Consider the following 26,040-nt stretch of genomic DNA (forward strand, 5'->3'; position numbering starts at 1 on the left):
TCTTGGATTGCGCGGCTTATCGGCTTCCGCAGAGGAAAAATCAAACGAAATTGCATCACGGATCAATGAGCGTTAGTAATGGATCATGAATGTCCAACGCCGTCTTTTGCCGAACACCGCCGCCCTTGCTGCCTTCGAAGCCGTCGCGCGCCTCGGCTCCTTCACCGCCGCCGCGCGTGAGCTCGACCTGACGCAAGGCGCCGTCAGCCGGCAGGTCAACCTGTTGGAAGAGCAGTTCGGTCGCCGGCTGTTCGAACGCGACAGCCGTAATGTCCGGCTGTCGCCGGCTGGCGAGATCTATGCCGAAGCGGTGCGTTCGGCGCTTGGCCAATTGCGCGACGCCGCGCTCGGACTGATGAGCAATCGGCATAGCGGTGTTCTCAACCTTGCCATCCTGCCGACCTTCGGAACGCGCTGGCTGATGCCGCTGATCCCGGATTTCGTCGCCCGCCACCCCGACATCACCATCAACTTCGCCACCCGCATCGGACGGTTCGACTTCGCCCGCGAGCGGCTGGATGCCGCCATCCATCACGGCATGCCCGACTGGCCGGACGCCGACTGCACGCTCTTGATGCGCGAGACCGTGATGCCGGTGGCTTCGCCCGGTTTCCTCGCCAGCCGCGTCATCGCCACGCCGGCCGATATCAACCGCCTGCCGCTGCTGCATATGGCGACCCGCCCCGGCGCCTGGGGCGAATGGTTCGAGCATCAAGGGCTGGAGGCGCCGACCGGTCCCGGCATGCAGTTCGAGCAGTTCGGCACGGTCGCCCAGGCCTGCATGGCCGGGCTTGGCGTGGCGCTGCTGCCTGAAATCCTGATTGCCGGCGAATTGCAGCGCGGCCAGCTGGTCCCGGCGCCCGGCCAACCGATGCAGAGCCGCAGCGCCTATTACCTGGTCGTGCCGCACGACAAGCGCGCGCACCCGCCGGTCGCCAGTTTTCGCGACTGGCTGCTGGGTCAGATCGGCAAGGAGCCGGCTGTCCTGGCCTGGTAGCTATTTGCGCTTCATCGCCTCGGCGAGCGCCGCGCCGAACGCGCCCTGCGAAGGCCGCTCCGGCTGGCGCTGCGGCGCTGGCGAGCGCGAGGCAGGCTTGCCGCCGCCGTGGTCCCGCTGGCCACCGCGAGGCGCGCCCTCGCCGCCGTCCTTGCGCATCGACAGACCGATGCGCTTGCGCTTGATGTCGACATCGACGACCCGCACCTTCACGACATCGCCAGCCTTCACCACCTCATGCGCGTCCTTGATGAAGCGGTCGGCCAGTTGCGAGACATGCACCAGCCCATCCTGGTGCACGCCGATATCGACGAAGGCGCCGAAGGCCGCGACATTGGTGACGGTGCCTTCGAGCAGCATGCCCGGCTTCAAATCCTTGATGTCGTCGACGCCCTCGGCAAAGCTCGCCGTCTTGAAACCGGGGCGCGGGTCGCGTCCGGGTTTTTCCAACTCGGCGATGATGTCGCGCACCGTCGGCAGGCCGAACCGCTCGTCGACGAAGACGCGCGGGTCAAGCGCCTTCAGCGCGGTGCTGTCGCCCATCAGCGCGCGCACGTCGCGGCCGCAAGCGGCGACGATTTTCTTCGCCACGCCATAGGCTTCCGGATGCACCGATGACGCATCAAGCGGCTCTGTCCCGTTCGGGATGCGCAGAAAGCCGGCGCTTTGCTCGAATGCGCGCGGCCCGAGCCGCGCCACCTTGAGCAGGTCCTTGCGGCTTGCAAACGGCCCGGCCGCGTCGCGATGCGCAACGATCGCCTCGGCGAGCGACGGCCCGAGTCCCGACACGCGCGCCAAAAGCGGCGCCGAGGCCGTGTTGAGGTCGACGCCGACGGCGTTCACCGCATCCTCGACCACAGCTTCCAGCGAACGGCCGAGCCGATACTGGTCGACATCGTGCTGATACTGGCCGACGCCGATCGACTTCGGCTCGATCTTGACCAGTTCGGCCAACGGATCCTGCAGACGTCTGGCGATCGACACCGCGCCGCGCAGCGAGACATCGAGACCGGGGAATTCCGCCGCTGCCGTCGCCGAGGCCGAATAGACCGAGGCGCCAGCCTCGCTGACGATCACCTTGAGCGGCTTCGGCCCGGCACCTGCCGGCAGGTCCGAAAGCATGTCGGCCACCAGCTTCTCGGTCTCTCGGCTGCCGGTACCGTTGCCGATCGAGATCAGCTCGACCTTGTGCTGGCGGATGAGGGCGGCGAGCTCGGCCTGCGTGCCGCGCACATCGTTCCTTGGCGGGAACGGATAGACGGTGGTGGTCGCCACCAGCTTGCCGGTGCCGTCGACCACCGCAACCTTGACGCCGGTGCGGATGCCTGGATCGAGCCCCATGGTCGGCCGCGAGCCGGCGGGCGCGGCCAGCAGCAGGTCCTTCAGGTTGCGGGCAAAGACTTGGATCGCTTCTTCCTCGGCCCGCTCGCGCAGGTCACGCATCAGGTCGAGCGTCAGATGCAGCGACAGTTTGATCCGCCAGGTCCAGCCGGCCACTTCCATCAGCCATTTATCGCCGGGTAGCGTCGCGCCAATCGCATAGGCATTGGCGATCATCCGCTCGATCGGTTTCACCGGCGATTGATCGTCGGCATCGACCTCGATGTCGAGCGACAGCACTTCCTCGTTGCGGCCGCGCAGCATGGCCAGGGCACGGTGGCTGGGCACGCCTGCCCAGCGCTCGACATGGTCGAAATAGTCGGAGAACTTCGCGCCGGCCTCCTGCTTGCCGTCACAGACGCGAGCACGCAGGAAGGCACGTTCCTTCATATAGGCGCGCAGCTTGCCGACCAGATCCGCATTTTCGGCGAACTGCTCCGACAGGATGTCGCGCGCGCCTTCAAGCGCCGCCCTGGCGTCGGCCACCTCTTCGTTGACATAAGCGAGCGCAAGCTCGGCCGGAACTTTCGAGCGATCTGCAAGGATCGCCTCGGCGAGCGGCCCAAGCCCGCGCTCCCTGGCGATTTCGGCCTTCGTGCGCCGCTTCGGCTTGTAGGGTAGATAGATGTCCTCCAGCTCCGCCTTTGTGGCGGCCGCGGCGATCTTGGCTTCCAGTTCCTCGGTCAGCTTGCCCTGCTCGCGGATCGAGCTGACGATCGTCTCGCGCCGTGCATCGAGCTCGCGCAGATAAGCGAGCCGCTCGGAAAGGTCGCGCAATTGCGTGTCGTCAAGCCCGCCGGTGACCTCCTTGCGGTAGCGTGCCACGAAGGGGACTGTCGCGCCTTCGTCGAGCAGCCCGATTGCCGCCGCGGCCTGTTCCGGCCGCGCGCCGATCTCGGCCGCGATGATTGCTGCGATGCGCTTGATGTCCGATGCCATGCTGGTCCCTGCCGAAAAGAGCGGCGACCATAGGACGGGAGAACCGCTGCGCCAACCGCAACGGTTCCATCACGCGCCGAAGGTCCACAGAAAACAGCCCTTGGAACCAGCCTCTGGTCGGCTCAGACCATGCTGCTCAACGCCTCGAAGAATGCCACGAGCTCCCCATCCAGCTTGTCGTCCACCGGCTCCGGCTGCGACGACATCTTGGCGATGACCACTTCCGTCTTCGGATTGACATAGAGCCACTGACCGTGAATGCCGATGCCGCAGAAGGCGCCGCTGTCGTGGCCGGTCTGGTACCATTTGTTGCGGTAGCGTCCCTTCGGGAACAAAAACACCATCGTGCCGCGTTGCCAGGCTTCATGACTGCCGCCGGTGGCGACCGTGTCGTGCACCCAGGCTTCCGGCACGATGTGGCGGCCGTTGGCCGTGCCGCCCTGCCGCATCATCTCGCCGATGCGGGCAAGGTCGCGCGGTGTCATCGACATGCCGCCGGCCGTGCGCGCCGTGCCTTCCATGTCGACCGTCACAGACATGTCGGTCGCAGCCCCCAGTGGCAGCCAAAGCTTCTCGCTGAGCACTTCGCTGACACGCCTGCCGGAGGCGCGCTCAAGCAGGATGCCGAGCACATCCGAATTGGGCGAGCGATAGCGATAGATCTGGCCATGCGGCTCGGCAAGGCGCGGGATGGTCATCAGGAATGCCGCGAGGCTTTCGGACCCGCCGCCGGGATTCCACAGCGTCGAGCGGCGGTAGCGGGCGAAGGCGCTTTCCGGATCGAGATAGGCTTCCTCGAAATCGAGGCTGACGGTCATGTCGAGCACGTTGCGCACGCTCGCATCGCCATAGGCCGAGCCTCTGGCTTCAGGGATGTAGTGCGTTACCGGCGCGTTGGGATCGAACAACCCCTCGCCTTCCAATATGCCTGCGAGGATCGCCGTCACCGACTTGCTGATCGAAAAGATGATATGGCGCGCTCCGAACGGCATATGCGGCGCCGACCAGTCGCCGACAAGCTTGCCGGCCTTCAGGATCGTCAGCCCGTCCGTATCGGAACGCTTCAGGAAGTTCTCGACGGTCTCACTGCCGCCGGCGAGCGATATCTTTTCCTCAAGCAATGCGCCGAGCGGTTTCGCTTGGCTCTCGCCGCCGGGCGCCGCCGCGACACGCGCGCTCGGCACCAGTTCGCCAACATTCTGGAAGGACCATCGGTTGAACGGCGAAAGCCGCCAGGTTTCAAGCCGCACATCCTTGCGGGCAAAGCCGTATTTGGCCTCGAACGCGGTCTTGCCGCTCATGATGCTCTCCCGGATCTTATTTTGCGGTTTCAGGCCAGCGCGGCGGCGATGGCATGCACCGCCTTCTGCGTCGCCACCGAATAGGCGGAGTTGACGAAATCCGGATAGGTCGAAAGCTTCACCGCGACCATCCTGTGTTCCCAGCTCATATGGATCAATTGGCCGAACACGCCGCGGCACATCAGCGAGCGTGAGCGCGGATCCTCGATCCAGAACTGGTTGCGATAGCTGCCGTCCGGAACGCTCGGGCTGAAATTCGGCCCGTGCTTGCCGTTGCGAGTCGCCTCGATCCAGTCGGCCGGGATCACGCCGCCGCCATTGTCGAGGATCAATTGCCCGAAGCGGCCATAGTCGCGCAGCGTCGCGTTGAAGCCGCCGTCGGCCAGCGCATAGCCGGCGCTGTCGACGGTGAAGCAGGCGCTCTCGTCGGCGCCAAGCTTTTGCCAGAGTTCTTCCGAGACGAGCTGCGCCAGGCGCTTGCCGCTCACCCGCTCCATGATGAAGGCGAGCACGTCGGTCTCGATCGAGCGGTATTCGAACGCCTCCCCATGCGGGCGCACTCTGTCCTTCAGCCGCAGGATCAGCTCGAACAGGTGCGACGGCCACTCGAAGTCCGGATCGCTGCCCGGCGGGATCGGCTTCCAGCCGGTCGCGACATCGACCTGGCCGATATCGGAATAGCGGTCGGTATATTCCTCGGAAAAGCGCACGCCGGTCGTCATGTCGAGCACATGCTGGACGGTGGCGCCGGCCCAGCCGGTCTCGCCGAGCTCCGGCAGATAGTCGCTGACCAGCCTGCCCGGATCGATCAGGCCGCGGCCAACCAGGATGCCGCACACCGATCCGGTGACCGACTTCGCCATCGACTGCGACAGATGCAGCGTGCGCTCGTCCATACCGTTGAAATAGCGCTCATAGGCTATCCTGCCGTCCTTCAGCACCAGGAAGCCGTCGGCATAGGTTTCGTCGAGCAAGCCGGCGAGAGTCGTCGGCGCTCCGTTGCTGTCGGCCACCGGCAGATCGTCGAGATCCACCTCCGCCCTCTCGAGGCGATGGCGATGGCCGCTGCCGCGCCAAACCTCGATGGTCGGCAGCAATTCGCGGATGTGCTGGAAGGCCCAGCGGTTCCAGGGCGGCCGATCCCAGTCGAGCTTCGGCGGCACCAGCTTCGGCGGCGAACCCTGCATGATTGGCGGCCGCGGATCGGAGTTGCGATAGGATTGCATGAGAATTCCCTGCCGCAGCATGCCGCTCTTCCGTTCACTTGGATGACGAGCGGTCTGCACAGCGGACGAAAAAGCCCCGAATGGCCCTTTCGAGTGACGAACGCCCCACCCCATGGCGAAGGGGCAGTGCCTACGGCCAGATGAGGGGCGGCGCGAACGCTGCGAATTCAGCGCTACCCCTCGTCCGGTCCTTGACCCGCCTTCTTCCCGCTCGCGCGGGGAAGAAGGCGGCGTGCCGCTATTTCTGAACGTCCGTCCAGATACGCGTGTAGAGTTGCTGCACCTCGGGCGAGCAGGGAGTGAGGAACTCGCCCGCTTTCTCCAGTTCTGGCGGCACCACCAGTTCGGGCGCATCCTTCATGTCGGCTGGCATGAACGCCTTCGAGCCCTTGATGCCATTGGCATATTTGGCGAAGGCGGAGATCATGGCGGCGTTCTCGGGATCCATGATGAAGTTCATGAACAGCTTGGCGTTGTCGACATTCTTGGCATCCTTCAGGATGGCAACGCTGTCCATGAAGAAGGGAAAGCCCTCCTTCGGATAGCCGAACTTGATGTCGGGGTTCTTGATGCGCGAGCGCATAATGGCGCCGTTCCAGTAATAGACGGCCGAATAGTCGCCAGCCGGCAGCTTCTCGGTCACGCTATAATCCATGGCCAGCCATTTCGGCTTGGCCTCCACCAGCTTGTCGCGCACTTTCTTGAGCAGTTCCTTGTCGTCCGTGCACCAGTTGCCGCCCAGATACTTGATGGTGGCGAACAGTACGTCGTTCATTTCCGGCGCGACGTTGATCTTGCCGACCAGTTCCTTCGGCGGATCGAGGAAGATGGCCGAGGTGTTGATGTCGCCGCCATAGACCTTCGTGTTGACGCCGATACCCGTCAGGCCCCACTGCCACGGAACCGTATAGTGACGGCCCGGATCCCAGGGAACGTTCACCCAGCGCTCGTCGACATTCTTGAAGTTCTCCATCTGGTCGGGCCGGGCCTCGAGCAGAAGCCCTTCCTTCACCCAGATCGGCACGTAATTGGCCGACGGCACCACAATGTCGAAGCCGTGACCGCCGGCGCGTACCTTTGCCAGCGCGGTGTCGTTGGAGTCGTAGTCGGTGATCGTCACCTTGACCTTGTAGGTATCCTCGAACTTCTTGATCATCTCAGGGCTGGTATAGTCGCCCCAATTGAAGATGTTGAGTTCGCCTTCCGCATACGCGCTGCCCGCAAAGGCAAGCAATGCGAATACCGCCGTGGCGGCCGTTGTCTTCCATTTCATGGCTATTCTCCCGTTTGGCAATCGTTGATCATGGCTTGCGCCGATTGACGAAGTAGAACGCGGTTACGAGCACCACCGACAGCGCCAGAAATACCGTGGCGATCGCATTAATTTCCGGGCTCGTTTCGCGCCGCAACTGGCCGAGCATGTAGGTGGGCAGCGTGTCCTGCCCGCCGGACTTGACGAATTCGGTGATGACCACATCGTCGAGCGAAATGACGAAAGCGAGCATGAAGCCCGCGATGATGGCAGGCCTCAAGAGCGGCAGCGTCACGAAACGGAAGGCTTTCCAGGGCGTGGCGTATAGATCGGCGGCTGCGCGCTCCAGCGTCAGGTCCATGCTTTCCAGCCTCGCCCGGATCGGCAGGTAAGCGAACGGGATGCAGAAGGCGGTGTGCGCGGCGATCAGGTAGCCGAGTCCTGAGTAACCGGTCCAGACCTTGATGCGCGAGAACACGATCAAGAGCGCGACGCCGGTGACGATCTCCGGCACCATCAGCGGCTGGTTGATGAAGGCGTATTTGAAGGTAAGCCCGGGATAGGGCCGCGTGCGGGTCGTGGCCAGCGCAGCCATCGTGGCGGCGATCGTCGACAGCGCGGCGGCCGAGACCGCCAGCACGAGCGAGCGGACGGAGGCGTCCTGCACTGCTGAATTGTGCCAGGCCGAAATAAACCAGCGCAGTGATACGCCATCCCAGCGCGAAAGCGAATCCGCCGCGTTGAACGAATAGGCGACCAGCGCCGCGATCGGCAGATAGAGCGCGAAGAAGGTCAAAAGCGCCATGAAGCCGAAGCCGGGCTGCGCCTGGATGTCGAACGGACGCTTAGCCATGGGCGCCTTCCGAGCCGGATGCGTTGCGCACGTAGAACAGGAGCGCGATCATCACCAGCACCATGAGCGTAATCGAGATGGCCGCGCCCAGCGGCCAGTTACGGCCCGCGCCGAACTGCAGTTCGATCAGGTTGCCGAGCATCATGTTCTTGCCGCCGCCCAGCACCCGCGGAATGACATAGGCGCCAAGCGAGGGGATGAAGACCAGTATCGAGCCGGCGATGACGCCGGGCTTGATCAACGGGAAGATGATGCGACGCAGAACCTGCCAGCGACCGGCGTAGAGGTCATATCCGGCCTCGACCAGCCTAAAGTCGAGTTTCTCCATCGAGGCGTAGATCGGCAGCACCATCAGAGGCAGGTAGATATAGATCATGCCGAGCAAGATGGCGGTGTCGGTATTCATGATCTGCAGCGGCTGCTTGATGACGCCGAGCGCCATCAGCGCCGTGTTGACCAGCCCTTCGTTGCGGATCACCTGTTGCATGGCGAAGGTGCGGATCAGGAGATTCGTCCAGAACGGAATCGTGACGAGGAAAACCCAGACCTCGCGTGTTTTCGGCGGTCGCGTGGCGATGAAATAGGCTGTGGGGAAGCCGAAGAGCAACGTCAGCACGGTGGTGTAAAACGACAGGCTTATCGAACGCCAGAAGATGGTCAGATGCGCGTCCGCCAGGCCCAGAGTGTCGTCGAACATGTCACGCTGGAACAGGACCGATGTCCATCCGTCCAGCGAGAAGGTGCCGAACTGCACATCGCCGTAGTCGCCCTTCAGCATGAAGGAATAAGCCAACATCACGAAAAGCGGCCCGGTGGCGGCCAGAAGGATGATGACGAGCGCCGGCGCCGAGAGCAGCCAGCGGTCGCGAATGTCCCTGGCGTCGGCGGCGCGGGCAGTTTCCTCTGCGTTGGCCATGTCCTCTAATCCTTCAGCGCCTGAGCGGCATTCGGGCCAATCGCGATGCCCACGCGGCTGCCCGGCGCAAGCGCTTCGCCGCCGCCGCGGCTATTCTGCCGCCGCACGATGAAGGCGCTGCCGTCGTCGAGCTTGAGATGGAAATGCGTGTCGGTGCCGAGATAGACCACGTTCTCGACCGTGCCCCTGAGCGAAGCGTTGGCGTCCGCCGGACCGATCTGAGCATGCTCCGGCCGCACCACGAGCGTAACGCCGCCCGACGGCGTAAAACCTTCCGGCAGCGATGCCGGTATTTCCGCGCCGGTCGACAGCCTAACGGTGGCGCGCCCGTCGGCCGCGCTTTTCACCTCGCCCTCGAGGAAATTCGTCTCGCCGATGAAGTCGGCGACGAAGCGTTCGGCCGGCCGGTCGTAGATGTCGCGCGGCGTGCCGACCTGCAGGATCTTGCCGGCCGACATCACTGCGATGCGGTCGGACATGGTCAGCGCTTCTTCCTGGTCATGGGTGACGAAGATGAAGGTGATGCCGGTCTCGTGCTGCAGACGCTTCAGCTCGATCTGCATTTCCTTGCGCAGCTTGTAGTCCAGCGCCGAAAGCGGCTCGTCGAGCAAGAGCACTTTCGGCTGCGGCGCTAGCGCCCGGGCCAGCGCCACGCGCTGCTGCTGGCCGCCCGAAATCTGGCTGGTGCGCCGCGCCTTGAGCGCCTCCATCTTGACCAGCTTCAGCATCTGCGCGACGCGTGCCTCGATCTCCGCTTTCGGCTTGCCGAGCATCTCCAACCCGAAGCCGATATTCTGCGCCACCGTCATGTGCGGGAACAGCGCGTAGCTCTGGAAGACGGTGTTGACCGGGCGTTTGTAGGGCGGCAGCGGCGCAATGTCCTGGCCGTGCAGCAGAATTTCGCCGGCGGTTGGGAAATCGAAGCCGGCAATCAATCTCAGCAGTGTCGTCTTTCCGCATCCGGAGGGGCCGAGCAATGTGAAAAACTCGTTCTCGCGGATCGACACCGACACCGTGTCGAGGGCGGCTACCTGGTTTTCGCCGGTTCCGAAAACCTTGCGAACACTGCGAACTTCGATCGCGTTCTTACCCGGTTGTTCCGGCACGATTACCCCATTGAGAGCGCCTGCTCTTGTCGGCAGGTGTGTTCCTGTTTGATTGTCACCACAAGCCGGCTGGCTTGGCAACTGCGGAGCAGTGACTCGATCCGAGTCCCTATTCAATTAAGCAATTCCTATACCATCGTTAGGCTTGGTAGGTGATTCTCCCTCCGCAGATGGTGGTCACTGGACGCACGGTGTGCAGCGCTTCCGGCGCGATCGCCTCGATATCCGCCGACAAGACGACGATGTCGGCGAGACACCCGGTTTTTAGGCGACCCTTGCGATGCTCGTTGAACTCCGCATAAGCGCCCTCGACCGTGTAGCCCTCTATTGCTTCCTGCAACGAGAAGCTCTGGTCCGGCATGCCTTCTGCCCAAGGCTTGCGCATCACTGCCGCCTGGATGGACAGGATCGGATCGACTGGCGAAACCGGCCAATCGGAAGCGAAGACGACGCGCGCGCCGGCGTTCTTCAGCGTGCGCCAGGCATAGCTCAACGGCCACTTGTCGCGACCGATGCGCGAGATCGTCGGCTCCATCGGGAAGTTCAGCGCCCCCGGCGGATGCGCCGGCTGCATCGAGGCCAAAACGCCGAGCTCGGCGAAGCGCGGCACGTCGGAGGCCGTGATCACCTCGATATGCTCGATGCGGTGCCGGCTGTCGCGCCGGCCGTTCTTCTTCAGCGCCGCCTGGTAGCCGTCGAGCACCGCCCGCACAGCGCCGTCGCCGATTGAGTGCACGGCGATTTGTAGGCCGCGCCTGTCGGCCTCGACCGCCACCTCGGCGAAATGTTCCGGCGAAAACAGCGGCTCGCCGCGCCATCCGGGCCGGTCGGCATAGTCGTCGACCATCACCGCCGTCCAGGAATCCAGCACGCCGTCATAGAAGAGCTTGACCATGCCGGACGACAGCCATTCGGAATGATAGGTCTGGGCCATCCGCGAGGCTTTATCCAGCATGTCCAGCTTCATGAAATTCTTGAAGTGGAACGGGATCTTGGTGCGGCACAGCAGCCGTCCCTCTTTTTCCAGCCCGGCCAGCAGCTCGAGCTGGTAGAGATTGCCGTCCATGTTCTGGATCGAGGTGATGCCGTGCTTGGCGCACCATTCAAGGCCGCGGTGCATCAGGTCGCGATCGGCGGCCAGCTCCTTCGCCGAAGGATAAGGATCCGGCTCGGCGCCCTCGAGGCCAAGCCGTGTCCGGTTCGCCCCGTAATGGTCGAGAACCGGTCCGAAGGCCTCGCCTTCGCGCAGCTCGCCGGCGGCAAGCCCGTCGGCGCCCATGACGACCTCATTGCCCTGTCCGACCTGCCGGCCATGGAGCAGCCCGGCCTCTTCCAGCGCCTTGGTGTTCGCCCACATCGTGTGGTGATCCGAAGCCGACATAGCGAAGGGCCGGTCGGGAATGATGCGGTCGAGATCGTGGCGCGTCACCGGCTCCGGCAGGATGGCGTAGTCGACGCCAGCGCCGATCAGAAGCCTGGCGTCCGGCCGCTTCGCCGCGAAATCCTGGATCGCGTCGCGCAGCGCGTCGAAGCCATGGACTCCGGCCAGATGCAGATTGTCGAGCTCGGCCGCGCCGCCGAACAGATGCATATGCGCTTCGATGAAGCCCGGCTGGACCGAGCCGCCCTGAGCGTCGACAACCTTTGTCGCCGGCCCTTTGAGCTCTTGGATCGAAGCGCGGCTGCCGATCGCAATGATGGCGCCGTCCTTGACGGCAACAGCCTCGGCGACGGGATTGTCGTCGTCCATGGTCAGCACACGGCCGTTGACGACCACCAGATCCGCACCACCATCCGCAACCGACATCGCGACTCCACATTTGCTGAGTGATCGACAGCGCACGTCCAACGAGCTGCCGCTCCACCGGGGCGGCGCCATGGGACAAAAATCGATGCCGATGCGCCGTCTTCGAAATTCCCCTTGTTATCGTTGAAGACAGCGTGGATAAAGAATGCGACTGTTTATTCGCGTTTGTCAACAGCCGGAATTTGGAATGTATAGTGGACTGCACCGCGCGCCGATGATGGGGCCGAGCGGGGAACGGGGGGGCGACGAGCAGTGAAGCGCAGTCTCGACCGCAAGACCAGAATAGCGCTCGAACCGCGCAAGCAGCCGCGGCAGCAACGGTCAAGCAAGGTGGTCGACAGGATTCTCGATGCGGCCCTGATCCTGACGCGGGAGCAAGGAACCAGAACGCCGACGACGCTCGCCATCGCGCAGCGCGCGGGCCTGTCGGTCGGTTCGGTTTATCAATACTTTCCCAACAAGGAAGCTATTCTTCTGGACCTGGCCCGGCGCTGGCTGTCGTCTTTTCCTCAGGTGATCCAGAAGCGCATCAACGCCCCTCGGCCTACCAACCGTGACGAGTTTCGGCGCGAAGTGCGCAAGCTCTTCATCGACACATCCAGGCTCTATCTCGACAACGCCACGCTGATGCCGGTGATCGAGGCCATATCCGGCAACGCCGACCTGAGGCCGATCCAGGACGAATATGACAAAGACATCATCGCCCTTTACGCCGCGTGGCTGCAGCATGTGAATCCGGCTCTCGAAGACAAGGTCGCCAGCCGGCTCGGCGTGCTGATGATGGAAGTCGGCCATGTCTGCCGGCTTGTCGGGCTGAAGAGGGACCGCAGGACATACGACCTCATCGAGGACGATGTGGAAGCCATGTGGCTCGCTCTGGTGAGCCCTCATCTCAATCTCGAGTGATTTCGCACTTCCAACCGATTTCGCACTTCCAGGGGAGTTCCCATGAAAACTGTCTATTCGCCTCTTCATGCCGGCCATTCGGGCCAGATGGAACTGGTCACGTCGGCCATCGTGCCGGGTTTCGAGAAGCCGTCGCGGGCCGAATTCATCAAGGCGCGGGTGGAGAGCGAGAAACTCGGCCCGATCATCGGACCGGTCGAGCATGACCTCGCCGCCGCGAAACGTGTGCATGAAGCCGCCTACATCGATTTCCTGCCGACGGTATGGCCGGAATGGATCGCCGCCGGCTTCACGGGATCGGCCATGGGTTTCACCTGGCCGACGCGCGGCCTGCGCGGCGATGTGCCGCCGAAGCGCATCGATGCCTTGCTCGGCTATTACTCCTTTGACGCCGGCGCCACCTTCGTGGAGGGCACCTGGGCGGCGATCAAGTCCTCTTATGACGTCGCGCTGACCGCCGCCGCCCTGGTCAAGGACGGCGAGCGCACCGCCTTCGCGCTTTGCCGCCCGCCCGGCCATCACGCCGGCGCCGCCTTCATGGGCGGCTATTGCTTCATCAACAACGCCGCCGTCGTCGCGCAATGGTTCCGCGACAAGGGCGCCAAACGCGTTTCGATCCTCGATGTCGACTACCATCACGGCAACGGCACGCAGGAGATCTTCTATCGCCGCGGCGACGTCCAGGTGCTCAACCTGCATGGCGACCCGATGGTCGAGTATCCGTTCTTCCTCGGCCATGCCGACGAGCGCGGCGAAGGCGACGGCGAAGGTTTCAACATCAATTATCCGATGCCTTTCGGCACCGATTGGGACGGCTGGAGCGCTTCGCTGGAGGACGCCTGCGCCAAGCTCACGGCCTACGCGCCCGATGTCGTCATCGTCTCGCTCGGCGTCGACACTTTCGAGAAGGACCCGATCAGCCAGTTCAAGCTGAAGAGCGTCGACTATCCCAAGATCGGTCGCCGCATCGCCAAGCTCGGCCTGCCGACCTTGTTCGTCATGGAAGGCGGCTACGCCGTGGAAGAGATCGGCATCAACGCTGTCGGCGTGCTGACCGGTTTCGAGGATCGCTAAGCCATCTCTTGTTCAAGGCCATACGCTCCCGGATGCAACCGGGGGCGTATTTTTTACGACCTCGCCTCGAAATCATCGCTCAATTCAGCTTTGAACCATCGCCAAATAACGCGAAGACCGGCTGCTGAGTCGCAATGCGAGTCCATCGGATTCGATTTTGTCAAATCGCGTTTGATGTCGGATTCATCTGCGGGTAGATTAGACCCGAATCAGCCGGTCCACGGGGGGCGCGGCGACCACGCAAAGTCTCAAGTTCCGGCACCAGGCCGGCACCAGACGCTGACGGTTTCGCGTTCCCTAGAAGGATTCGGCGCGGTTGGGCGCCGTTCGCGCCCGTGAGTGTGTCTTCGTAAACGTGACGCGTTTCGGGTCCGGCTGTTGGTTTTGCCAGCACCGGGCACAAGGATCGATTCCGGCAAGAATCCAAGAATTGAAATGAGCAGTCCCGCCGCGCTTCTCCAACCCGACGCTTCAGGCTCGCGCCTGGCGTCCCGCGGCGATCTCACCAGTTTCTTCATGCAGCTTGCCGCCGATATCGGCGCCGACAGCTACATGCTGGTCGCCATCGTGCACGACCAGGACCGCAACGATGCGCGCATCGTCTCCTCGAACTGGATCTTCGACGCCATAGAGCTGATCGGCAAAAGGCTGATTGCCAATTTGGCGCTGGGTCCCTTGACCGTGGCGCCGGGCGTGCGCCCGAAGCCGTTGGTGGCCGCGCACGCGCCCGACGCCGGCGCATTGCTGACCGGCGAGGAAGCCCGCCTGCTCGACGTGCTTGGCCACGCCGAGATCTATTCGCTGCGGCTCAATGTCGGCCGGCAGCGCCTGTTCGTGCTGTTCTCGGCCGCCGAGGCGGGCAGGATCGACCTGGCCGCCCTGATGAAGGCGCAAATCAAGTGCTGCTATGCGCTTTCCAGCATTCCGCAGCTGATCGCGGCGGCATCCATGCAGGATCCGCTGTCGGACCGCGAGCGCGAATGCCTGTTCTGGGTCTCGGAAGGCAAGACCACCGATGAGGTGGCCGTCATCCTCGGCGTCTCGTCGAACACCGTCAACAGCTACATCACGCACGCCATCCAGAAGTTCGCGGCCAGCAACCGCGCGATGGCGATCGCGACGGCGATCAGGAGCGGCATCATTTGAAGCACGCACAGGTCAAAGAGGCGGCAGCCGCCCTTTTCAACGATCAGCACAATCCCTTCGGCGCCTTCTCGCTCGGCTCGGAGACCCACCACGCCGTCACGATTCCCGATGCCGTGCGCCGCTGCCGCTGGATCGCCGTCGACATCAATGCCTCAGCCTTCGGCCTCTATTTCGTCAGCCCCTCGCCCGAGCGCGCGCGACTGGTCGCGTGTTTCGATTCCGACTATCCCGGCACCGCGGTCGCGACCAAGTTCATCTCGGGCGCCAATGGCGAGGATATGGTGCGCCACAGCCGCCTCTCGACGGCGCCGCGCTGGTGGGCCGACGACGGCGCCGCAGGATCGCGGCAGGCATTTCAATCGCTCGCCTGGGCCGAGCCGACCGCGCCGCTGGCGCCAGGCACCAACGGCATCGCCTTGCCGGTGCATGCCGATCGCGGGCAATGCGGGCTGGTCGTCTTCCTGGGCTCGGAGATCGCGCTGTCCGACGATACGCTTTGCGAGATCCACGCCCGCTCCTTCGATCTCTTCGCGGCAGTCGCGCGCATCCGCCCCGGCGACACCGGCCGGATGCGCTCGATCTCTAAGCGCGAGCTCGAATGCCTGAAACTGACCGCCAACGGCAACACCAGCGAGGAGATTGCCAAGCTCCTCAAGCTGTCGGTGCATACCGCCAACCAGTATCTCACCCAGTCGACGCAGAAGCTCAACGCGGTCAACCGCAACCAGGCCGTCGCCAAGGCTTTGCGGCTTGGCCTGATCGAGTGACGTCACGCCTGCGGCGCTAAACGTGCCGCGGCTAAAGCATGTCTCCCGAAAGTGGGAACCGGTTTCGGGGCAAAGACATGCGCAAATCAAAAGCCTAAAGCGCAGGGAGCGAATCTGGAAGATCGCGACGCGCTTAAGGTCGGCTCGCTGCAATCAAATCGTCAGGGGAATGCCAGCGTCTCGGTCCTGCGGATACGAGCCTCTTCGATCGCGTCCTCGAGCAGGGCCGTGTTGTGCTCCGGCGTCTCGCCAGGCTTCTCGAATGACACGTAGTTGACCACCACGGATGCCTCGCGCTCGGTCAGCGTGAGCTGGAAATAGACGGTCACGCCGCGCGGCCGCAACTCCAGATCGAGCACGATGCGCGGGCTGCCGCTCCAGTCGACATGCGCCTCCGCGCCATGGCCGAGCCGCAGCGTCCCCGGCCGGAAGTAAAGCTCGACCGCCGAATCCACGAGGTCCGACAGACAGGCGAGATGCTCGAGCCGGATGAAGGCGATATAGTCGGCAACGTCGATGAGCCTCAATTCGCCCACCACGGGCTCGATGGCGCTGGCGACGATCAGCTCGCGGGAGTTGGCGTGTGGTTGCCGGTCCATGGATTAGCGGCGTCCGTTCATTGGGTTGCTTTGCGCGCGGCCTTCTTCGAGTAGACGATCCGCACCAACTCGGCGACCGCCTGGTAGAATTGCGACGGGATCACGCTATCAACCGAAACTTGCTTGTACATGGAGCGCGCGAGCGCGACATCCTCGAAAATCGGAATGTTGTTCTCCCTGGCGATCTCGCGGATCTTGAGCGCCACCAAATCCTGCCCCTTGGCCAGCACGATCGGCGCGGAATCCTCCTCACGCACATATTTCAGCGCGATCGAATAGTGCGTCGGGTTGGCGATCACCAGCGTCGCGCGCGGCACGGCCGTCATCATGCGTCTGCGCGCCCGGTCGCGCGCCAGCGAGCGCAGCCGCGACTTGACGATCGGGTCACCTTCCGACTGCTTCAACTCGTCCTTGACCTCCTGCTTGGTCATCCGCAGGTCGCGTCGCCAGTGGAAGCGCGACCAGACGATGTCGACCACCGCGATCAGCCCCATGACGAAGACGATCGCAACGAGGATGTCGACGAAGATGCCCCGGATGACGAGGCCGAAGGAGACCGGATTGGTGATCATGCCGGCAAGCAGCTTGCGATGATCTTCCGAGAGCGTGAAGCTCAGCACCGCGATGGCAAAGCCGAGCTTGGCCAGCGACTTCAGGAACTCGACCCACCCCTGCATGCCGAACATCCGGCTCCATCCCTTGGTGATCGAGATGCGCGACAGCTGCGGCCTGATCCGCTCGCCGACGATTTGCGGCATGTTCTGGAAGACCGAGGCGCCGATGCCGGCAACCGTCAAGAGCACCAGCAGGCTGACGACGGCGCGGCCGATCTCGGTCATCACCTGCTTGTAGAGCGAGATGACGTCGGTCTCGGTGTCCATCGGCCAGGCTTCCGGCTTTTCCAGGAACGTCGACAGGAACATGCCGAGATCGACGATCGCGTCCTTGGCGTAGAAAACGGCGAAAACCAGTATGGCGAGGAAGGAGGCAAAGATCGCGGTCTCACGCGAATGGGGCAGCTTGCCCTGTTCGATCGTGTCGCGGATCTTCTTTTCTGTGGCTTCCTCGGTTTTGGAATCCTTGTCGACCGCTTCAGCCATGGCGCTCTGACCGGGTGGTTATCGTCAGGCGGCTTCGGCGGTGGCAGCCTGCGTCGAGGGCAGCTCGAAAGCTCCTTCGCGCGACAACCGGATGGCGGCAACCGATATTCTCTTGCGCGCCGCCATGATGTCGGCAAGCGCAATGCCTTCCGATCCCTGTCCGAGTTCGGATTCGATCATGCGGCGGGAACGCGAGCCGATCGCCGACAGCGCCGATTCGGCGAGCTCCGGTGGCGCGCCGCGCAGCGCCAGCGTGACGAGTTCGGTCGACAGCCCGTCGAACAGCAGGACGCGCGCTTTCTGCGGCAGCAGCGGCAGATCGTCGAAGGCGAACAGCCGCGACTTGACGCCGGCGAGATCGGGCGTGCCGGCTTGCTCCAGGTCATGCATGAGTTCGTCCAGTTCGGGCTTCGCCATTTCGTTGAGCATGCTGGCGACGCGCTCCTGGCCGGCCGTGGTGTCCCGGCTGGCCTTCTGCGACAGCACGCTCACGCGCAGTTGGTCCTCGACGATCCTGGACGCCACGTCCGGGATGTTGGCCATCGTGACCATGCGCTTGATGATCTGGCTGCGCATCGGCTTTTCGATCGTCAGCAGCACGTTGGCGGCCGTCTGCGGCGCAAGCTTCGACAGCACCATGGCCGACGTCTGCGGATGCTCGCCGGCAAGGAAGCTGCCGAGCCGCGACGGCTCCAGCTTCTCGAGGTCCGGCCATATCGGCGGCGGTCCTTCCGGGACCGGCTCGAACTTCCTCTCGCCCATGATGGCGCTCACCTCCTCGGGCGACAGCGATTCGTTCAGGATCGTATCCATCCGATCGGCTGAATCGAGCAGGCCGGCGCCCTCGGTGAATTCGGCTTCGAACTCGGCGACGATGCGCTCCAGATCGGCCTGCGGAATGGTGCGTAAGAGACGCGCGCCCTCGATCAGCGCCTTCAGCTCGTCCTGCTTGAAGAATTTAAGCAGGCGGCTGGCCGCGGGCTTGCCCATGGCCACCAATATGGCTGCCGCCTTTTGCGGACGTGTCAGCGCCAATGCCGTCGTCATGCGTGTTGCCCTCGCTGCCGATTGGTCCGCCCGCCGACCATTGTCAGGCGCTCTTCGTCGCCGCGATGATCTCGGTAAGCCGGATGCCGAAGCGCGTCGGATCGCTTTCCAGCACCGTGATCTCGCCGCGCGCGATCTTGCGGCCGTTGACCACGACGTCGACCGGCTCGCCGATACGGCGATTGAGCGCGACCGTGGAACCCTTCTGCAGCGCCATCAGCTCCGACACCGGCATCTCCGTGCTGCCGAGGATGATCTGCACGTCGACCGGAATGGTCATGATGATGGAGGAATTGCCGCTCGACTGAAGAGTGGCGTCCGGACGCCTCTCCTCTTCCCGCAGCACGCCGCGCAGTTCCTCGATGGCGCGGTCGAGCTGCTCGTCGGGCTGATCGGGTTCGGCTTCCACCTTGGTTTTTGCCATCTGTCGTCTCCATGAATCCCGTGCCTGGCGTCAGCCCGGCATCAGTCCGTCGATGAAATCCTGTCCGGCATCGTGCGGATGGCTGACGCGGACGGTGTAGTTCTGCCCCAGTTTGCCGAACTCGCAGACAAACAGTGTCTTGTCGCGGGCGCTGAGCCTGGCGTTCAGTTGGGCGTTCTCCTCCAATTCGATCACCTGGCCGGGCTCGAACGCAGCGAGGTCGCCGAGCGTCAGCCGGGCGAGCGGCATCGTCGCTTCGAGCCGGACGGTCGAGCGCATGACCTCTTCGGAGAAGCGGGCCCGCCAGTCGAATTCACTGGCTTCGCCTTCTTCGGTTCTGGCGGTGGCGCCGCGCGTAGACAGAAGGACGCGTTGCGGAACCATCACCGTGATGGTGCCGGTATCAGTCGGCGTGGAGACACCGAACACGATGCGGACCGCGGCGCCGTCGCGCAGCACGCGCCGCCTCGCTTCGCCGCCCGACGTCGCCTTTGGCACCGGCAGGCGCAGCTCGAGCGAGCGCTTGCCGGATCCGTTGAGCGCCGCCGCGACCTCCTGGAACACGATGGTCGCGACATCGGCCTCGATCTGCGATAGGTCGCGCTCGATCGGCGCCACCGGCTGGTCGGGATCGCCGCCGAACAGTGCGCTCACCATGACGGCGACCGCATGAGCATCCATCACTAGCGTCATGGCGTCGGCCGAGGCCGGCGAGGACACGATGGTCAGCGCAAAGGCATCGCCGGCGCGTGGACGCGCCTCGGGAACGCGGCCGACCTCGACCACTTGCAGATCGACCGTTACCGGCGCGCCGAGCTCTGCGGCAAGCGCCTTCTGCAGCAACGGCAGCGCCCGCTCGGCCATGCCGCGGCCAACGCCGATCACCTGCGCCGCCTCGCCGCTGTCGCCGACGAGCCGCTCGATGATCAAGGCCCGCGTTTCTGACGGACTGGCCGGACTGGTCATGATGGCAGGCGGCCCTGTCTGCGACGCTGCATGCTCACGCCGCCTTCTTGTCGGCGGTGCCGGCGTTCATGGTGCTCTGCTCGACGGCATCGATCGTCGGACGTTCGTAGGAGGATATGGTCTTGCGGCCGAATTCGATCGCCACCTGCGGCAGGGCACCGTTCATATATGCAAGCAGCGTCTGCTTGACGATGATGTAGAGGCGGTTCTTCTTTTCGCGCACCGTCTTGATCTTCGTGGCAACCGGACCGACCACCGCATAGGACAGGAAGATTCCGAGGAAGGTTCCGACGAGCGCCGCGCCGATCAGGCCGCCGAGGATTTCCGGCGACTGGTCGAGCGCGCCCATCGCCTTTACGACGCCGAGCACGGCCGCCACGATGCCCAGCGCCGGCAGGCCGTCACCAACCGCGACCATCGCGTGATAGGCCTTCAGCTTGTCGGTCCGGATCGTCTGGATCTCCTCATCCATCAGCGCTTCGATCTCATGCGAGCGGGCATTGCCGATGATGATGATGCGGCAGTAGTCGCAGATGAAATGCGTCAAGTCATGGTTCTTGAGCACGGTCGGAAAGGCCTGGAAGATTGCGGACTCTTCCGGATTGTCGATATGCGCCTCGACCTCGCTACGCGACTTCGAGCGCAATTCGCGCATGAGGCTGTGCAGCACGCCCAGCGTCTCGAGATAGTCGCGCTCCTTCGGCACCGCCTGCTTGAAGGCTTCGAGAATGCCCTTGCCGGTGTCCTTGACCGTCTTCATCGGATTGGCAACGAGGAAAGTGCCGAGCGCCGCGCCGCAGATGACCACTGCTTCCCAGGGCTGCAGCAATACATGCAGATGCCCGCCCATGGCCATGAAGCCGCCGAGAACGCAGCCGAGCGTCACCACAAGTCCAATCAGAATGCCCACGACAGGTCCTTCCGCACGTCACGTCGTGATCAGGAATAGTCGCCGTGCCTTGTGTGAGGCTTGAATCGCAGGCAGCGGAAGCGATTCAGCTTCGCGCAAGGAAGTGACGCTATTGTGCGGGGATAGCTTCGGCCGGAGGCATGCCCTTTGCTTAGTACCTACCTCAGCTACCAGCTGATCGCCAAAGACATCCCCAAGTCTATCGCCCGCATCGAGCAGCAGCCGACGGTCGATCGCGACACCCAATATTATCTGGCCAACGTCACCAAGGTGAAATCGATCGACGATTTCGTCAAAAACGACCGCCTGTTCAAATACGCCATGAAGGCTTACGGGCTGGAGAACATGGACTATGCCAAGGCCTTCATGGTCAAGGCGCTCAAGGAAGGCGTCTCCGATCCCAACAGCTTCGCCAACAAGCTGACCGACAAGCGCTACGCCCAATTCGTCCGCGCGTTCAACTTCGCGGCGGATGGCGCCGATGCGACGGTCTACAATCCGGCGCAGCAGCCGGTCACGAAGAACTACGCAATGCAGGCTGAGATCGCCGGTCTCGACCCGGATTCGGACTATGTGAAGGGCGAGACGACATATTATCTCGCCAACATCACCAAGGTGAAATCGGTCGACGACCTGATGTCGAACGACCGGCTCTACACCTACGCGCTGGCCGCCTTCGGTCTCGACTCCGCGACCGAAGACAAGGACCTGATCAAGCAGGTCCTTGGGGGCGGCGTGCGCGATCCAGACAGCGTCGCCAACAAGCAGACCAACAAGGCCTATGCCGGGCTGGCTGCGGCCCTCAACTTCGAGCAGTACGGCGCAAATGCCACGACCTACGTGCCGGCGCAGCAGCCGACCGTCGACAAATACCTGCGCCAGACTTTGGAAGAGGACGCCGGCCAGACCAACGAGGGCGTGCGGCTGGCGCTCTATTTCCAGCGCAAGGCGCCGGACATCACCAGCTGGTACGACGTGCTGGCCGACACCGCTTTGGCCAGCGTGGCGCGGACCGCGCTCGGCCTGCCCGATTCCTTCGCCACCGCCGACGTCGACAAGCAGGCGCAGCTGTTCGAGCAGAAGCTCGACATCAAGGACTTCACCGACCCCGACAAGCTCAGCAAATTCCTGACCCGCTTCACCAGCATGTACGAGATCAACCACCCGACTTCGGCGGCGGTGACATCGGTCAGCGTGCTCTTCGCGCAGCCGACCAGTGTCGGCATATCCACCGACCTGATGATGGCCATGCAGCAGTTGAAGTTCTGAGAAGATTATGCAGGACAGTCTTTACGTCGCCCTTTCCTCTCAGATCGCGCTCGAGCGTCGCCTCGACACCATCGCCGACAACGTCGCCAACGCCTCGACCATCGGCTTTCGCGCCACCGGCGTGAAGTTCGAGGACGTGGTCTCGGGCACCGGGCCGAAGTCGGTTTCCTTCGCCTCTTCCGGCAAGACCTATCTTTCCGGCGCGCATGGCGCGCTGACCGAAACTGGCAACCCGTTCGACTTTGCCGTCCAGGGCGACGCCTGGTTCGCCATTGACACGCCCGCCGGCACGGTGATGACGCGCGACGGCCGCTTCTCGATGAACGAGAACGGCGAATTGATGTCTATCGAAGGCTACCCGGTGCTGGACAGCGGCGGCGCTCCGATCCAGCTCGATCCTCGCAACGGCCCGCCCAAGGCAGGCGCCGACGGCTCGCTCAGGCAGAACGACCAACTGGTCGGCGCCATCGGCCTCTACAATTTCGAGCCCGGCGAGAATTTCGTGCGCTATGGCAATTCGGGCATCATTCCGGCGCGCGCGCCCGAACCCGTCACCGATCGTTCGGACGTCGGTATCGCTCAAGGATTTCTGGAAGAATCGAACGTCAACCCGGTGTTGGAAATGACCCGGCTAATCCAGGTGCAGCGCGCTTTCGAAAACACAGCGGCGCTGATGCGGCAGACCGATTCCTCCACCGACGACGCGATCAAGACGCTCGGCTCGAAGTGACCGCATGACGACCGGCTCGTCCCTGCTGCGCGCTTCCGAGTACCCGCCGGATACCGAACGGACCGACAGGCTGGCCGCGCTCGAACGCGTCTGGCGGCGGTTCGACGATCCCCAGGCGCTGCTTGCGCGCGGTGGCCGCATCGCTGAGATATCGCCGACGCATTACAAGGTCCGCGGCCTGTCTGGAATTGCCCGGCTCGGCGACATCGTCGAGCAGCGCGGCAAGGCCGGCGCGCGACGCGGCGAGATCGTCAAGATCGGCAGCGACGAGGTGGTGGTCGCGCCTTTCGAACGCAGCGCCGATGCCGGAATCGGCGACGCCGTCTTCCGCCGCGGCCCGCTCGCGGTCACTCCGCATGTCTCCTGGCGCGGGCGCGCCATCGATGCCTTGACCCGCGTCATTGACGGCGGGCCGCCCTTGATCAGGCCGAATGCCGCCGCGCATTGCGCGACGCCGGGCGCCCTGGCGCGCCAGCGCGTCGGCACCGGCTTTCTCACCGGCGTCAGGGTGATCGACATCTTCACCCCGCTTTGCTTCGGCCAACGGCTCGGCATCTTCGCCGGTTCAGGCGTCGGCAAGTCGACGCTGCTTGCCATGCTTGCCAGCGCCGCGGCCTTCGATACGTTGGTCGTGGCGCTGATCGGCGAGCGCGGCCGCGAGGTGCGCGAATTCCTCGAGGATACGATCGGCGCCGAGAGCATGGTCAAGACCGTCGCCGTCGTCGCCACCAGCGACGAAAGCGCCATGATGCGCCGGCGCGCGCCCGACACCGCCATGTGCGTGGCCGAGCATTTCCGCGACCAGGGCCATCGCGTGCTGCTGGTGCTGGATTCGATCACCCGCTTCGCGCATGCGCTGCGCGAGGTGGCGACCGGAACGGGCGAGCCGCCGGTCGCGCGCGGCTATCCTGCCTCGGTCTTCACCGACCTGCCGAAGCTGCTCGAACGCGCCGGGCCTGGAGCCGAGGGCAAGGGCTCGATCACCGCCATCATTTCCGTGCTGGTCGACGGCGACGACCATAATGATCCGGTCGCCGATTCGGTGCGCGGCATCCTCGACGGCCACGTCGTGCTCGACCGAGCGCTCGCCGAGCAGGGCCGCTATCCGCCGGTCAATCCGCTGTCGTCGATCTCACGCCTTGCCGACAAAGCCTGGAGCGCCGAGCAGCGCATGCTGGTGACAAAGCTGAAATCGATGATCGCACGCTTCGAGGACACGCGCGACATCCGCCTGCTGGGCGCTTACCAGAGCGGCGCCGACGCCGAGCTCGACAACGCGGTGCGCCAGGTGCCGCTGATCTACGAGGCGCTCACGCAATCGCCGAGGGACCGCGCGTCGGCAGATCCGTTCGCCGACCTCGCCCGCCATCTCAAGGGGAAGCTGAATGGCGATCAAGGAGACTGAGCTCCAATACACCGAGCGCATGTTGCGCGACATGCTTGCCGAGGCAGCCGAGAGGGCCGAGGCCGACGCGGCACGAACTGCCAAGGACAGGGCCGCGCGCATCACCGCCGAGGCCGCCGATGTCGCGCAGGCCAGCCGCGATTCCTTGCTCGACGGCCTTTTCCCCCGCACCGAGTGGCCGGAGCCGCCGAAACCCCAGTTCCCGCGCCTGGCCGACAAGAGCGCCGACCGCCGCAGCGATTTCGTCATTGCCGCGCTTGGCATCACGCTCGGCCTGATCTGCGCGCTGTTTCCCTGGTACATCTTCTTCAACCAGGAACAGTTCGGCGTTCAGGCCATCAAGTTCGGCGGCAGTGGCAGCAACTCCGGACGCGAGGGCGGCGGCGTCGTGGCCGAACGCAGCGGGCCGCTGACGGCCAAGGACGTTCCCAATGCCGATATCGACCTCTTTGCTACCGGAACGGTTGAGGACGACCCTGCGCCACCGCCCGGGGACCAGCCCTTCCCCGCCGCCGTATCGGAATTCAAGATGGTGCATGTCGCCAATGGCCGCGCCATGATCGAGGACGATACCGGTCTGTGGCTCGTCCAGCGCGACTCTGTCCTGCCCGATTCCAGCCGCGTCGCCTCGATCGAGCAGCGCGGCGGCAAGTGGGTGATCGTCACCAGCACCGACAAGGTGATCCAGCTCTCGAAATAGCCGCGCCGGGCATAAGCCCGCCCCGCGCAAGGTCCGCGCAAGACTGGCCGCCTAGTCTTGTGCGTACTTGCCCGGGAGATTCCCATGGAACTCGTAAATCTTTTCGATCTCGCCACGCGGCAGTCGCAATGGCTGGCCGTGCGCCAGTCGGCGATTGCCTCCAACATCGCCAATGCCAACACGCCGGGCTACACGGCCAATGACGTCGAGCCCTTCGAAAAGCTCCTCGATCGGACTGCGGTGACGCTTGCCGCCACGCAGGCCGGCCACCTCGGCGCCGAGACGGCCAATGCCGGATTCAACGTCAAGCCTCAGGACCCCGACGGCGCGATCATGCCGTCCAAGAACACCGTGGTTCTCGAACAGGAGCTGATGAAGGCCGGCGAGGTCCGCCGCTCCTTCGAGCTCAACACGGCGATCGTCAAGGCCTTCCATTCGATGATGACGATGGTGGTGAAGAGCTGACCATGGACGCACTCACCGCAGCCCTCAAAGTCGCGGCCTCCGGCCTTGGCGCCCAGTCGGAGCGCCTGCGCGTGGTCTCGGAAAACCTTGCCAACGCCCAGTCGACCGGCAACACGCCGGGCGCCGATCCCTATCGCCGCAAGACGATCACCTTCCAGTCCGAGGTCGACCGTGCAACGGGCGGCTCGCTGGTGGAAGTCGGCGCGATCTCCCGCGATCCGTCGGACTTCCCGATCGAATTCCAGCCTGGCAACGAAGCCGCCGACGACAAGGGGTACGTCAAGATGCCCAACGTCAACACGCTGGTCGAAATGGCCGACATGGGCGAGGCGAACCGCTCCTATGAAGCCAACCTGCAGGTCATCAAGCAGGCTCGCGATCTCATTTCCATGACCATCGACCTGATGAGGAACCAGTAATGATCGGCGGTATCGGGGCAATACAATTCAAGACGGCGGTCGACGGAGCGGAGCAGGCTTCACCGAATCTGCTGCAGGGTGGCATCGGCACGCAGGCAAGCGAAAGCGTCGGCAGCAGCTTCGCCGAAGTCCTCAGCCAGGCGGCGACGAAAACCGTCAACACGCTGCAGGGCGCCGAGCACATGTCGATACAGGCGCTGAAGGGCGATGCCGACACGCGCCAGGTCGTCGATGCGGTGCTGAGCGCCCAACAGGCGTTGCAGACCACCATCGCCATCCGCGACAAGGTCGTCTCGGCCTATCTCGAAATCAGTCGCATGAGCATTTAGGACCGTC

26 protein-coding genes are annotated in these 26,040 nt (G+C 63.9%); 12 read left to right on the forward strand and 14 right to left on the reverse strand.

All coding sequences use genetic code 11. The annotated features are described in order from the left end of the window. The first annotated feature begins 85 nt into the window (after positions 1 to 85). Complete coding sequence (locus tag LB553_RS15110) at positions 86 to 997, forward strand: LysR family transcriptional regulator (RefSeq protein WP_224514409.1); 912 nt, start codon at positions 86 to 88, stop codon at positions 995 to 997. Here the strand turns inward: LB553_RS15110 and LB553_RS15115 are convergent, their stop codons facing one another. From LB553_RS15115 to LB553_RS15150, 8 genes are all read right to left on the reverse strand, one after another. After that, positions 998 to 3,316, reverse strand: a complete 2,319-nt coding sequence (locus LB553_RS15115) for a Tex family protein (protein WP_224514411.1) — start codon at positions 3,314 to 3,316, stop codon at positions 998 to 1,000. Between the two features lie 122 nt (positions 3,317 to 3,438). Then, positions 3,439 to 4,617: a serine hydrolase domain-containing protein gene (locus tag LB553_RS15120; RefSeq protein WP_224514412.1), complete on the reverse strand. Its 1,179-nt coding sequence runs from the start codon at positions 4,615 to 4,617 to the stop codon at positions 3,439 to 3,441. Between the two features lie 29 nt (positions 4,618 to 4,646). Continuing rightward, positions 4,647 to 5,843 (reverse strand): serine hydrolase domain-containing protein, encoded by a 1,197-nt coding sequence (locus LB553_RS15125; RefSeq protein WP_224514413.1) that lies wholly within the window; start codon positions 5,841 to 5,843, stop codon positions 4,647 to 4,649. Between the two features lie 238 nt (positions 5,844 to 6,081). Further along, positions 6,082 to 7,116 carry an extracellular solute-binding protein gene (locus LB553_RS15130; RefSeq protein WP_224514414.1) on the reverse strand — a complete coding sequence of 345 codons (1,035 nt, stop codon included), beginning with the start codon at positions 7,114 to 7,116 and terminating at the stop codon, positions 6,082 to 6,084. A 28-nt stretch (positions 7,117 to 7,144) separates the two neighbouring features. Further along, the gene (locus LB553_RS15135; protein WP_224514415.1) at positions 7,145 to 7,948 is read right to left on the reverse strand and encodes an ABC transporter permease; all 804 of its coding nucleotides are present in this window, start codon (positions 7,946 to 7,948) and stop codon (positions 7,145 to 7,147) included. Next, positions 7,941 to 8,864, reverse strand: coding sequence for an ABC transporter permease (locus tag LB553_RS15140; RefSeq protein WP_224514416.1), 924 nt, complete (start codon positions 8,862 to 8,864; stop codon positions 7,941 to 7,943). The genes LB553_RS15135 and LB553_RS15140 overlap by 8 nt, the downstream gene beginning before the upstream one ends. Positions 8,865 to 8,869: 5 nt before the next feature. Beyond that, positions 8,870 to 9,970 carry an ABC transporter ATP-binding protein gene (locus tag LB553_RS15145; RefSeq protein ID WP_224514417.1) on the reverse strand — a complete coding sequence of 367 codons (1,101 nt, stop codon included), beginning with the start codon at positions 9,968 to 9,970 and terminating at the stop codon, positions 8,870 to 8,872. A 139-nt stretch (positions 9,971 to 10,109) separates the two neighbouring features. Continuing rightward, positions 10,110 to 11,777: an amidohydrolase gene (locus LB553_RS15150; protein WP_224514418.1), complete on the reverse strand. Its 1,668-nt coding sequence runs from the start codon at positions 11,775 to 11,777 to the stop codon at positions 10,110 to 10,112. Positions 11,778 to 12,029: 252 nt separating this feature from the next. Here LB553_RS15150 and LB553_RS15155 point away from each other — a divergent pair, with 252 nt between their 5' ends. The 4 genes from LB553_RS15155 to LB553_RS15170 all read left to right on the forward strand — a co-directional run bounded on the left by LB553_RS15155 (position 12,030) and on the right by LB553_RS15170 (position 15,670). Beyond that, a complete protein-coding gene (locus LB553_RS15155; RefSeq protein ID WP_224514419.1) occupies positions 12,030 to 12,683 on the forward strand; it encodes a TetR/AcrR family transcriptional regulator in 654 nt (217 codons plus the stop codon). Between the two features lie 42 nt (positions 12,684 to 12,725). After that, positions 12,726 to 13,757: a histone deacetylase family protein gene (locus tag LB553_RS15160; protein WP_224514420.1), complete on the forward strand. Its 1,032-nt coding sequence runs from the start codon at positions 12,726 to 12,728 to the stop codon at positions 13,755 to 13,757. 435 nt (positions 13,758 to 14,192) lie between these two features. Further along, positions 14,193 to 14,903 carry a helix-turn-helix transcriptional regulator gene (locus tag LB553_RS15165; protein ID WP_224514423.1) on the forward strand — a complete coding sequence of 237 codons (711 nt, stop codon included), beginning with the start codon at positions 14,193 to 14,195 and terminating at the stop codon, positions 14,901 to 14,903. Beyond that, on the forward strand, positions 14,900 to 15,670 hold the full coding sequence (locus tag LB553_RS15170) for a helix-turn-helix transcriptional regulator (protein WP_224514425.1): 771 nt from the start codon (positions 14,900 to 14,902) through the stop codon (positions 15,668 to 15,670). Before LB553_RS15165 ends, LB553_RS15170 begins: the two co-directional genes overlap by 4 nt. Before the next feature lie 161 nt (positions 15,671 to 15,831). On the opposite strand, the gene LB553_RS15175 is transcribed toward LB553_RS15170, so the two are convergent. Genes LB553_RS15175 through motA form a run of 6 tightly spaced genes read right to left on the reverse strand, consistent with a single transcriptional unit; the run spans position 15,832 to position 20,716 of the window. Further along, complete coding sequence (locus tag LB553_RS15175) at positions 15,832 to 16,269, reverse strand: hypothetical protein (RefSeq protein ID WP_224514427.1); 438 nt, start codon at positions 16,267 to 16,269, stop codon at positions 15,832 to 15,834. Positions 16,270 to 16,286: 17 nt separating this feature from the next. Beyond that, complete coding sequence (flhB, locus tag LB553_RS15180; RefSeq protein ID WP_224514429.1) at positions 16,287 to 17,369, reverse strand: flagellar biosynthesis protein FlhB; 1,083 nt, start codon at positions 17,367 to 17,369, stop codon at positions 16,287 to 16,289. A gap of 24 nt (positions 17,370 to 17,393) precedes the next feature. Further along, complete coding sequence (locus tag LB553_RS15185; protein WP_224514432.1) at positions 17,394 to 18,416, reverse strand: flagellar motor switch protein FliG; 1,023 nt, start codon at positions 18,414 to 18,416, stop codon at positions 17,394 to 17,396. Between the two features lie 43 nt (positions 18,417 to 18,459). Further along, the gene (gene fliN, locus LB553_RS15190; RefSeq protein ID WP_224514433.1) at positions 18,460 to 18,840 is read right to left on the reverse strand and encodes a flagellar motor switch protein FliN; all 381 of its coding nucleotides are present in this window, start codon (positions 18,838 to 18,840) and stop codon (positions 18,460 to 18,462) included. Between the two features lie 30 nt (positions 18,841 to 18,870). Next, complete coding sequence (locus LB553_RS15195) at positions 18,871 to 19,806, reverse strand: FliM/FliN family flagellar motor switch protein (protein WP_224514447.1); 936 nt, start codon at positions 19,804 to 19,806, stop codon at positions 18,871 to 18,873. A gap of 34 nt (positions 19,807 to 19,840) precedes the next feature. Further along, complete coding sequence (gene motA / locus LB553_RS15200; RefSeq protein WP_224514449.1) at positions 19,841 to 20,716, reverse strand: flagellar motor stator protein MotA; 876 nt, start codon at positions 20,714 to 20,716, stop codon at positions 19,841 to 19,843. 147 nt (positions 20,717 to 20,863) lie between these two features. On the opposite strand from motA, the gene LB553_RS15205 reads away from it, so the two are divergent. From LB553_RS15205 to LB553_RS15235, 7 genes are all read left to right on the forward strand, one after another. Further along, positions 20,864 to 21,985: a DUF1217 domain-containing protein gene (locus LB553_RS15205; protein WP_224514451.1), complete on the forward strand. Its 1,122-nt coding sequence runs from the start codon at positions 20,864 to 20,866 to the stop codon at positions 21,983 to 21,985. Positions 21,986 to 21,992: 7 nt separating this feature from the next. Beyond that, on the forward strand, positions 21,993 to 22,715 hold the full coding sequence (flgF, locus tag LB553_RS15210) for a flagellar basal-body rod protein FlgF (protein ID WP_224514452.1): 723 nt from the start codon (positions 21,993 to 21,995) through the stop codon (positions 22,713 to 22,715). Positions 22,716 to 22,719: 4 nt separating this feature from the next. Beyond that, positions 22,720 to 24,120 (forward strand): flagellar protein export ATPase FliI, encoded by a 1,401-nt coding sequence (gene fliI / locus LB553_RS15215; RefSeq protein WP_224514453.1) that lies wholly within the window; start codon positions 22,720 to 22,722, stop codon positions 24,118 to 24,120. Continuing rightward, positions 24,101 to 24,820 (forward strand): hypothetical protein, encoded by a 720-nt coding sequence (locus LB553_RS15220; protein WP_224514454.1) that lies wholly within the window; start codon positions 24,101 to 24,103, stop codon positions 24,818 to 24,820. The genes fliI and LB553_RS15220 overlap by 20 nt, the downstream gene beginning before the upstream one ends. An 84-nt stretch (positions 24,821 to 24,904) precedes the next feature. Next, entirely contained in the window at positions 24,905 to 25,285 is a 381-nt protein-coding gene (gene flgB / locus LB553_RS15225) for a flagellar basal body rod protein FlgB (RefSeq protein WP_224514455.1), read from the forward strand. A gap of 2 nt (positions 25,286 to 25,287) precedes the next feature. Then, positions 25,288 to 25,704: a flagellar basal body rod protein FlgC gene (gene flgC, locus LB553_RS15230; protein ID WP_224514456.1), complete on the forward strand. Its 417-nt coding sequence runs from the start codon at positions 25,288 to 25,290 to the stop codon at positions 25,702 to 25,704. Continuing rightward, on the forward strand, positions 25,704 to 26,033 hold the full coding sequence (locus LB553_RS15235; RefSeq protein ID WP_224514457.1) for a flagellar hook-basal body complex protein FliE: 330 nt from the start codon (positions 25,704 to 25,706) through the stop codon (positions 26,031 to 26,033). Before flgC ends, LB553_RS15235 begins: the two co-directional genes overlap by 1 nt. Positions 26,034 to 26,040 lie beyond the last annotated feature (7 nt).

Source organism: Mesorhizobium sp. CA8, from assembly GCF_020164955.1.
In the GTDB taxonomy this organism is placed as follows: domain Bacteria; phylum Pseudomonadota; class Alphaproteobacteria; order Rhizobiales; family Rhizobiaceae; genus Mesorhizobium.

Excerpts from the sequence above, each read along its gene's own strand:
- LB553_RS15165 (WP_224514423.1), top strand. The coding sequence starts at position 14,193 with ATGAGCAGTCCCGCCGCGCTTCTCCAACCCGACGCTTCAGGCTCGCGC.
- LB553_RS15160 (WP_224514420.1), top strand. The coding sequence starts at position 12,726 with ATGAAAACTGTCTATTCGCCTCTTCATGCCGGCCATTCGGGCCAGATG.
- flgF (WP_224514452.1), top strand. The coding sequence starts at position 21,993 with ATGCAGGACAGTCTTTACGTCGCCCTTTCCTCTCAGATCGCGCTCGAG.
- LB553_RS15175 (WP_224514427.1), bottom strand. The coding sequence starts at position 16,269 with ATGGACCGGCAACCACACGCCAACTCCCGCGAGCTGATCGTCGCCAGC.
- LB553_RS15110 (WP_224514409.1), top strand. The coding sequence starts at position 86 with ATGAATGTCCAACGCCGTCTTTTGCCGAACACCGCCGCCCTTGCTGCC.
- LB553_RS15125 (WP_224514413.1), bottom strand. The coding sequence starts at position 5,843 with ATGCAATCCTATCGCAACTCCGATCCGCGGCCGCCAATCATGCAGGGT.
- LB553_RS15185 (WP_224514432.1), bottom strand. The coding sequence starts at position 18,416 with ATGACGACGGCATTGGCGCTGACACGTCCGCAAAAGGCGGCAGCCATA.
- fliI (WP_224514453.1), top strand. The coding sequence starts at position 22,720 with ATGACGACCGGCTCGTCCCTGCTGCGCGCTTCCGAGTACCCGCCGGAT.
- flhB (WP_224514429.1), bottom strand. The coding sequence starts at position 17,369 with ATGGCTGAAGCGGTCGACAAGGATTCCAAAACCGAGGAAGCCACAGAA.
- flgC (WP_224514456.1), top strand. The coding sequence starts at position 25,288 with ATGGACGCACTCACCGCAGCCCTCAAAGTCGCGGCCTCCGGCCTTGGC.
- LB553_RS15150 (WP_224514418.1), bottom strand. The coding sequence starts at position 11,777 with ATGTCGGTTGCGGATGGTGGTGCGGATCTGGTGGTCGTCAACGGCCGT.
- LB553_RS15130 (WP_224514414.1), bottom strand. The coding sequence starts at position 7,116 with ATGAAATGGAAGACAACGGCCGCCACGGCGGTATTCGCATTGCTTGCC.
- flgB (WP_224514455.1), top strand. The coding sequence starts at position 24,905 with ATGGAACTCGTAAATCTTTTCGATCTCGCCACGCGGCAGTCGCAATGG.
- LB553_RS15195 (WP_224514447.1), bottom strand. The coding sequence starts at position 19,806 with ATGACCAGTCCGGCCAGTCCGTCAGAAACGCGGGCCTTGATCATCGAG.
- LB553_RS15115 (WP_224514411.1), bottom strand. The coding sequence starts at position 3,316 with ATGGCATCGGACATCAAGCGCATCGCAGCAATCATCGCGGCCGAGATC.
- LB553_RS15120 (WP_224514412.1), bottom strand. The coding sequence starts at position 4,617 with ATGAGCGGCAAGACCGCGTTCGAGGCCAAATACGGCTTTGCCCGCAAG.
- fliN (WP_224514433.1), bottom strand. The coding sequence starts at position 18,840 with ATGGCAAAAACCAAGGTGGAAGCCGAACCCGATCAGCCCGACGAGCAG.
- LB553_RS15235 (WP_224514457.1), top strand. The coding sequence starts at position 25,704 with ATGATCGGCGGTATCGGGGCAATACAATTCAAGACGGCGGTCGACGGA.
- LB553_RS15220 (WP_224514454.1), top strand. The coding sequence starts at position 24,101 with ATGGCGATCAAGGAGACTGAGCTCCAATACACCGAGCGCATGTTGCGC.
- LB553_RS15140 (WP_224514416.1), bottom strand. The coding sequence starts at position 8,864 with ATGGCCAACGCAGAGGAAACTGCCCGCGCCGCCGACGCCAGGGACATT.
- LB553_RS15135 (WP_224514415.1), bottom strand. The coding sequence starts at position 7,948 with ATGGCTAAGCGTCCGTTCGACATCCAGGCGCAGCCCGGCTTCGGCTTC.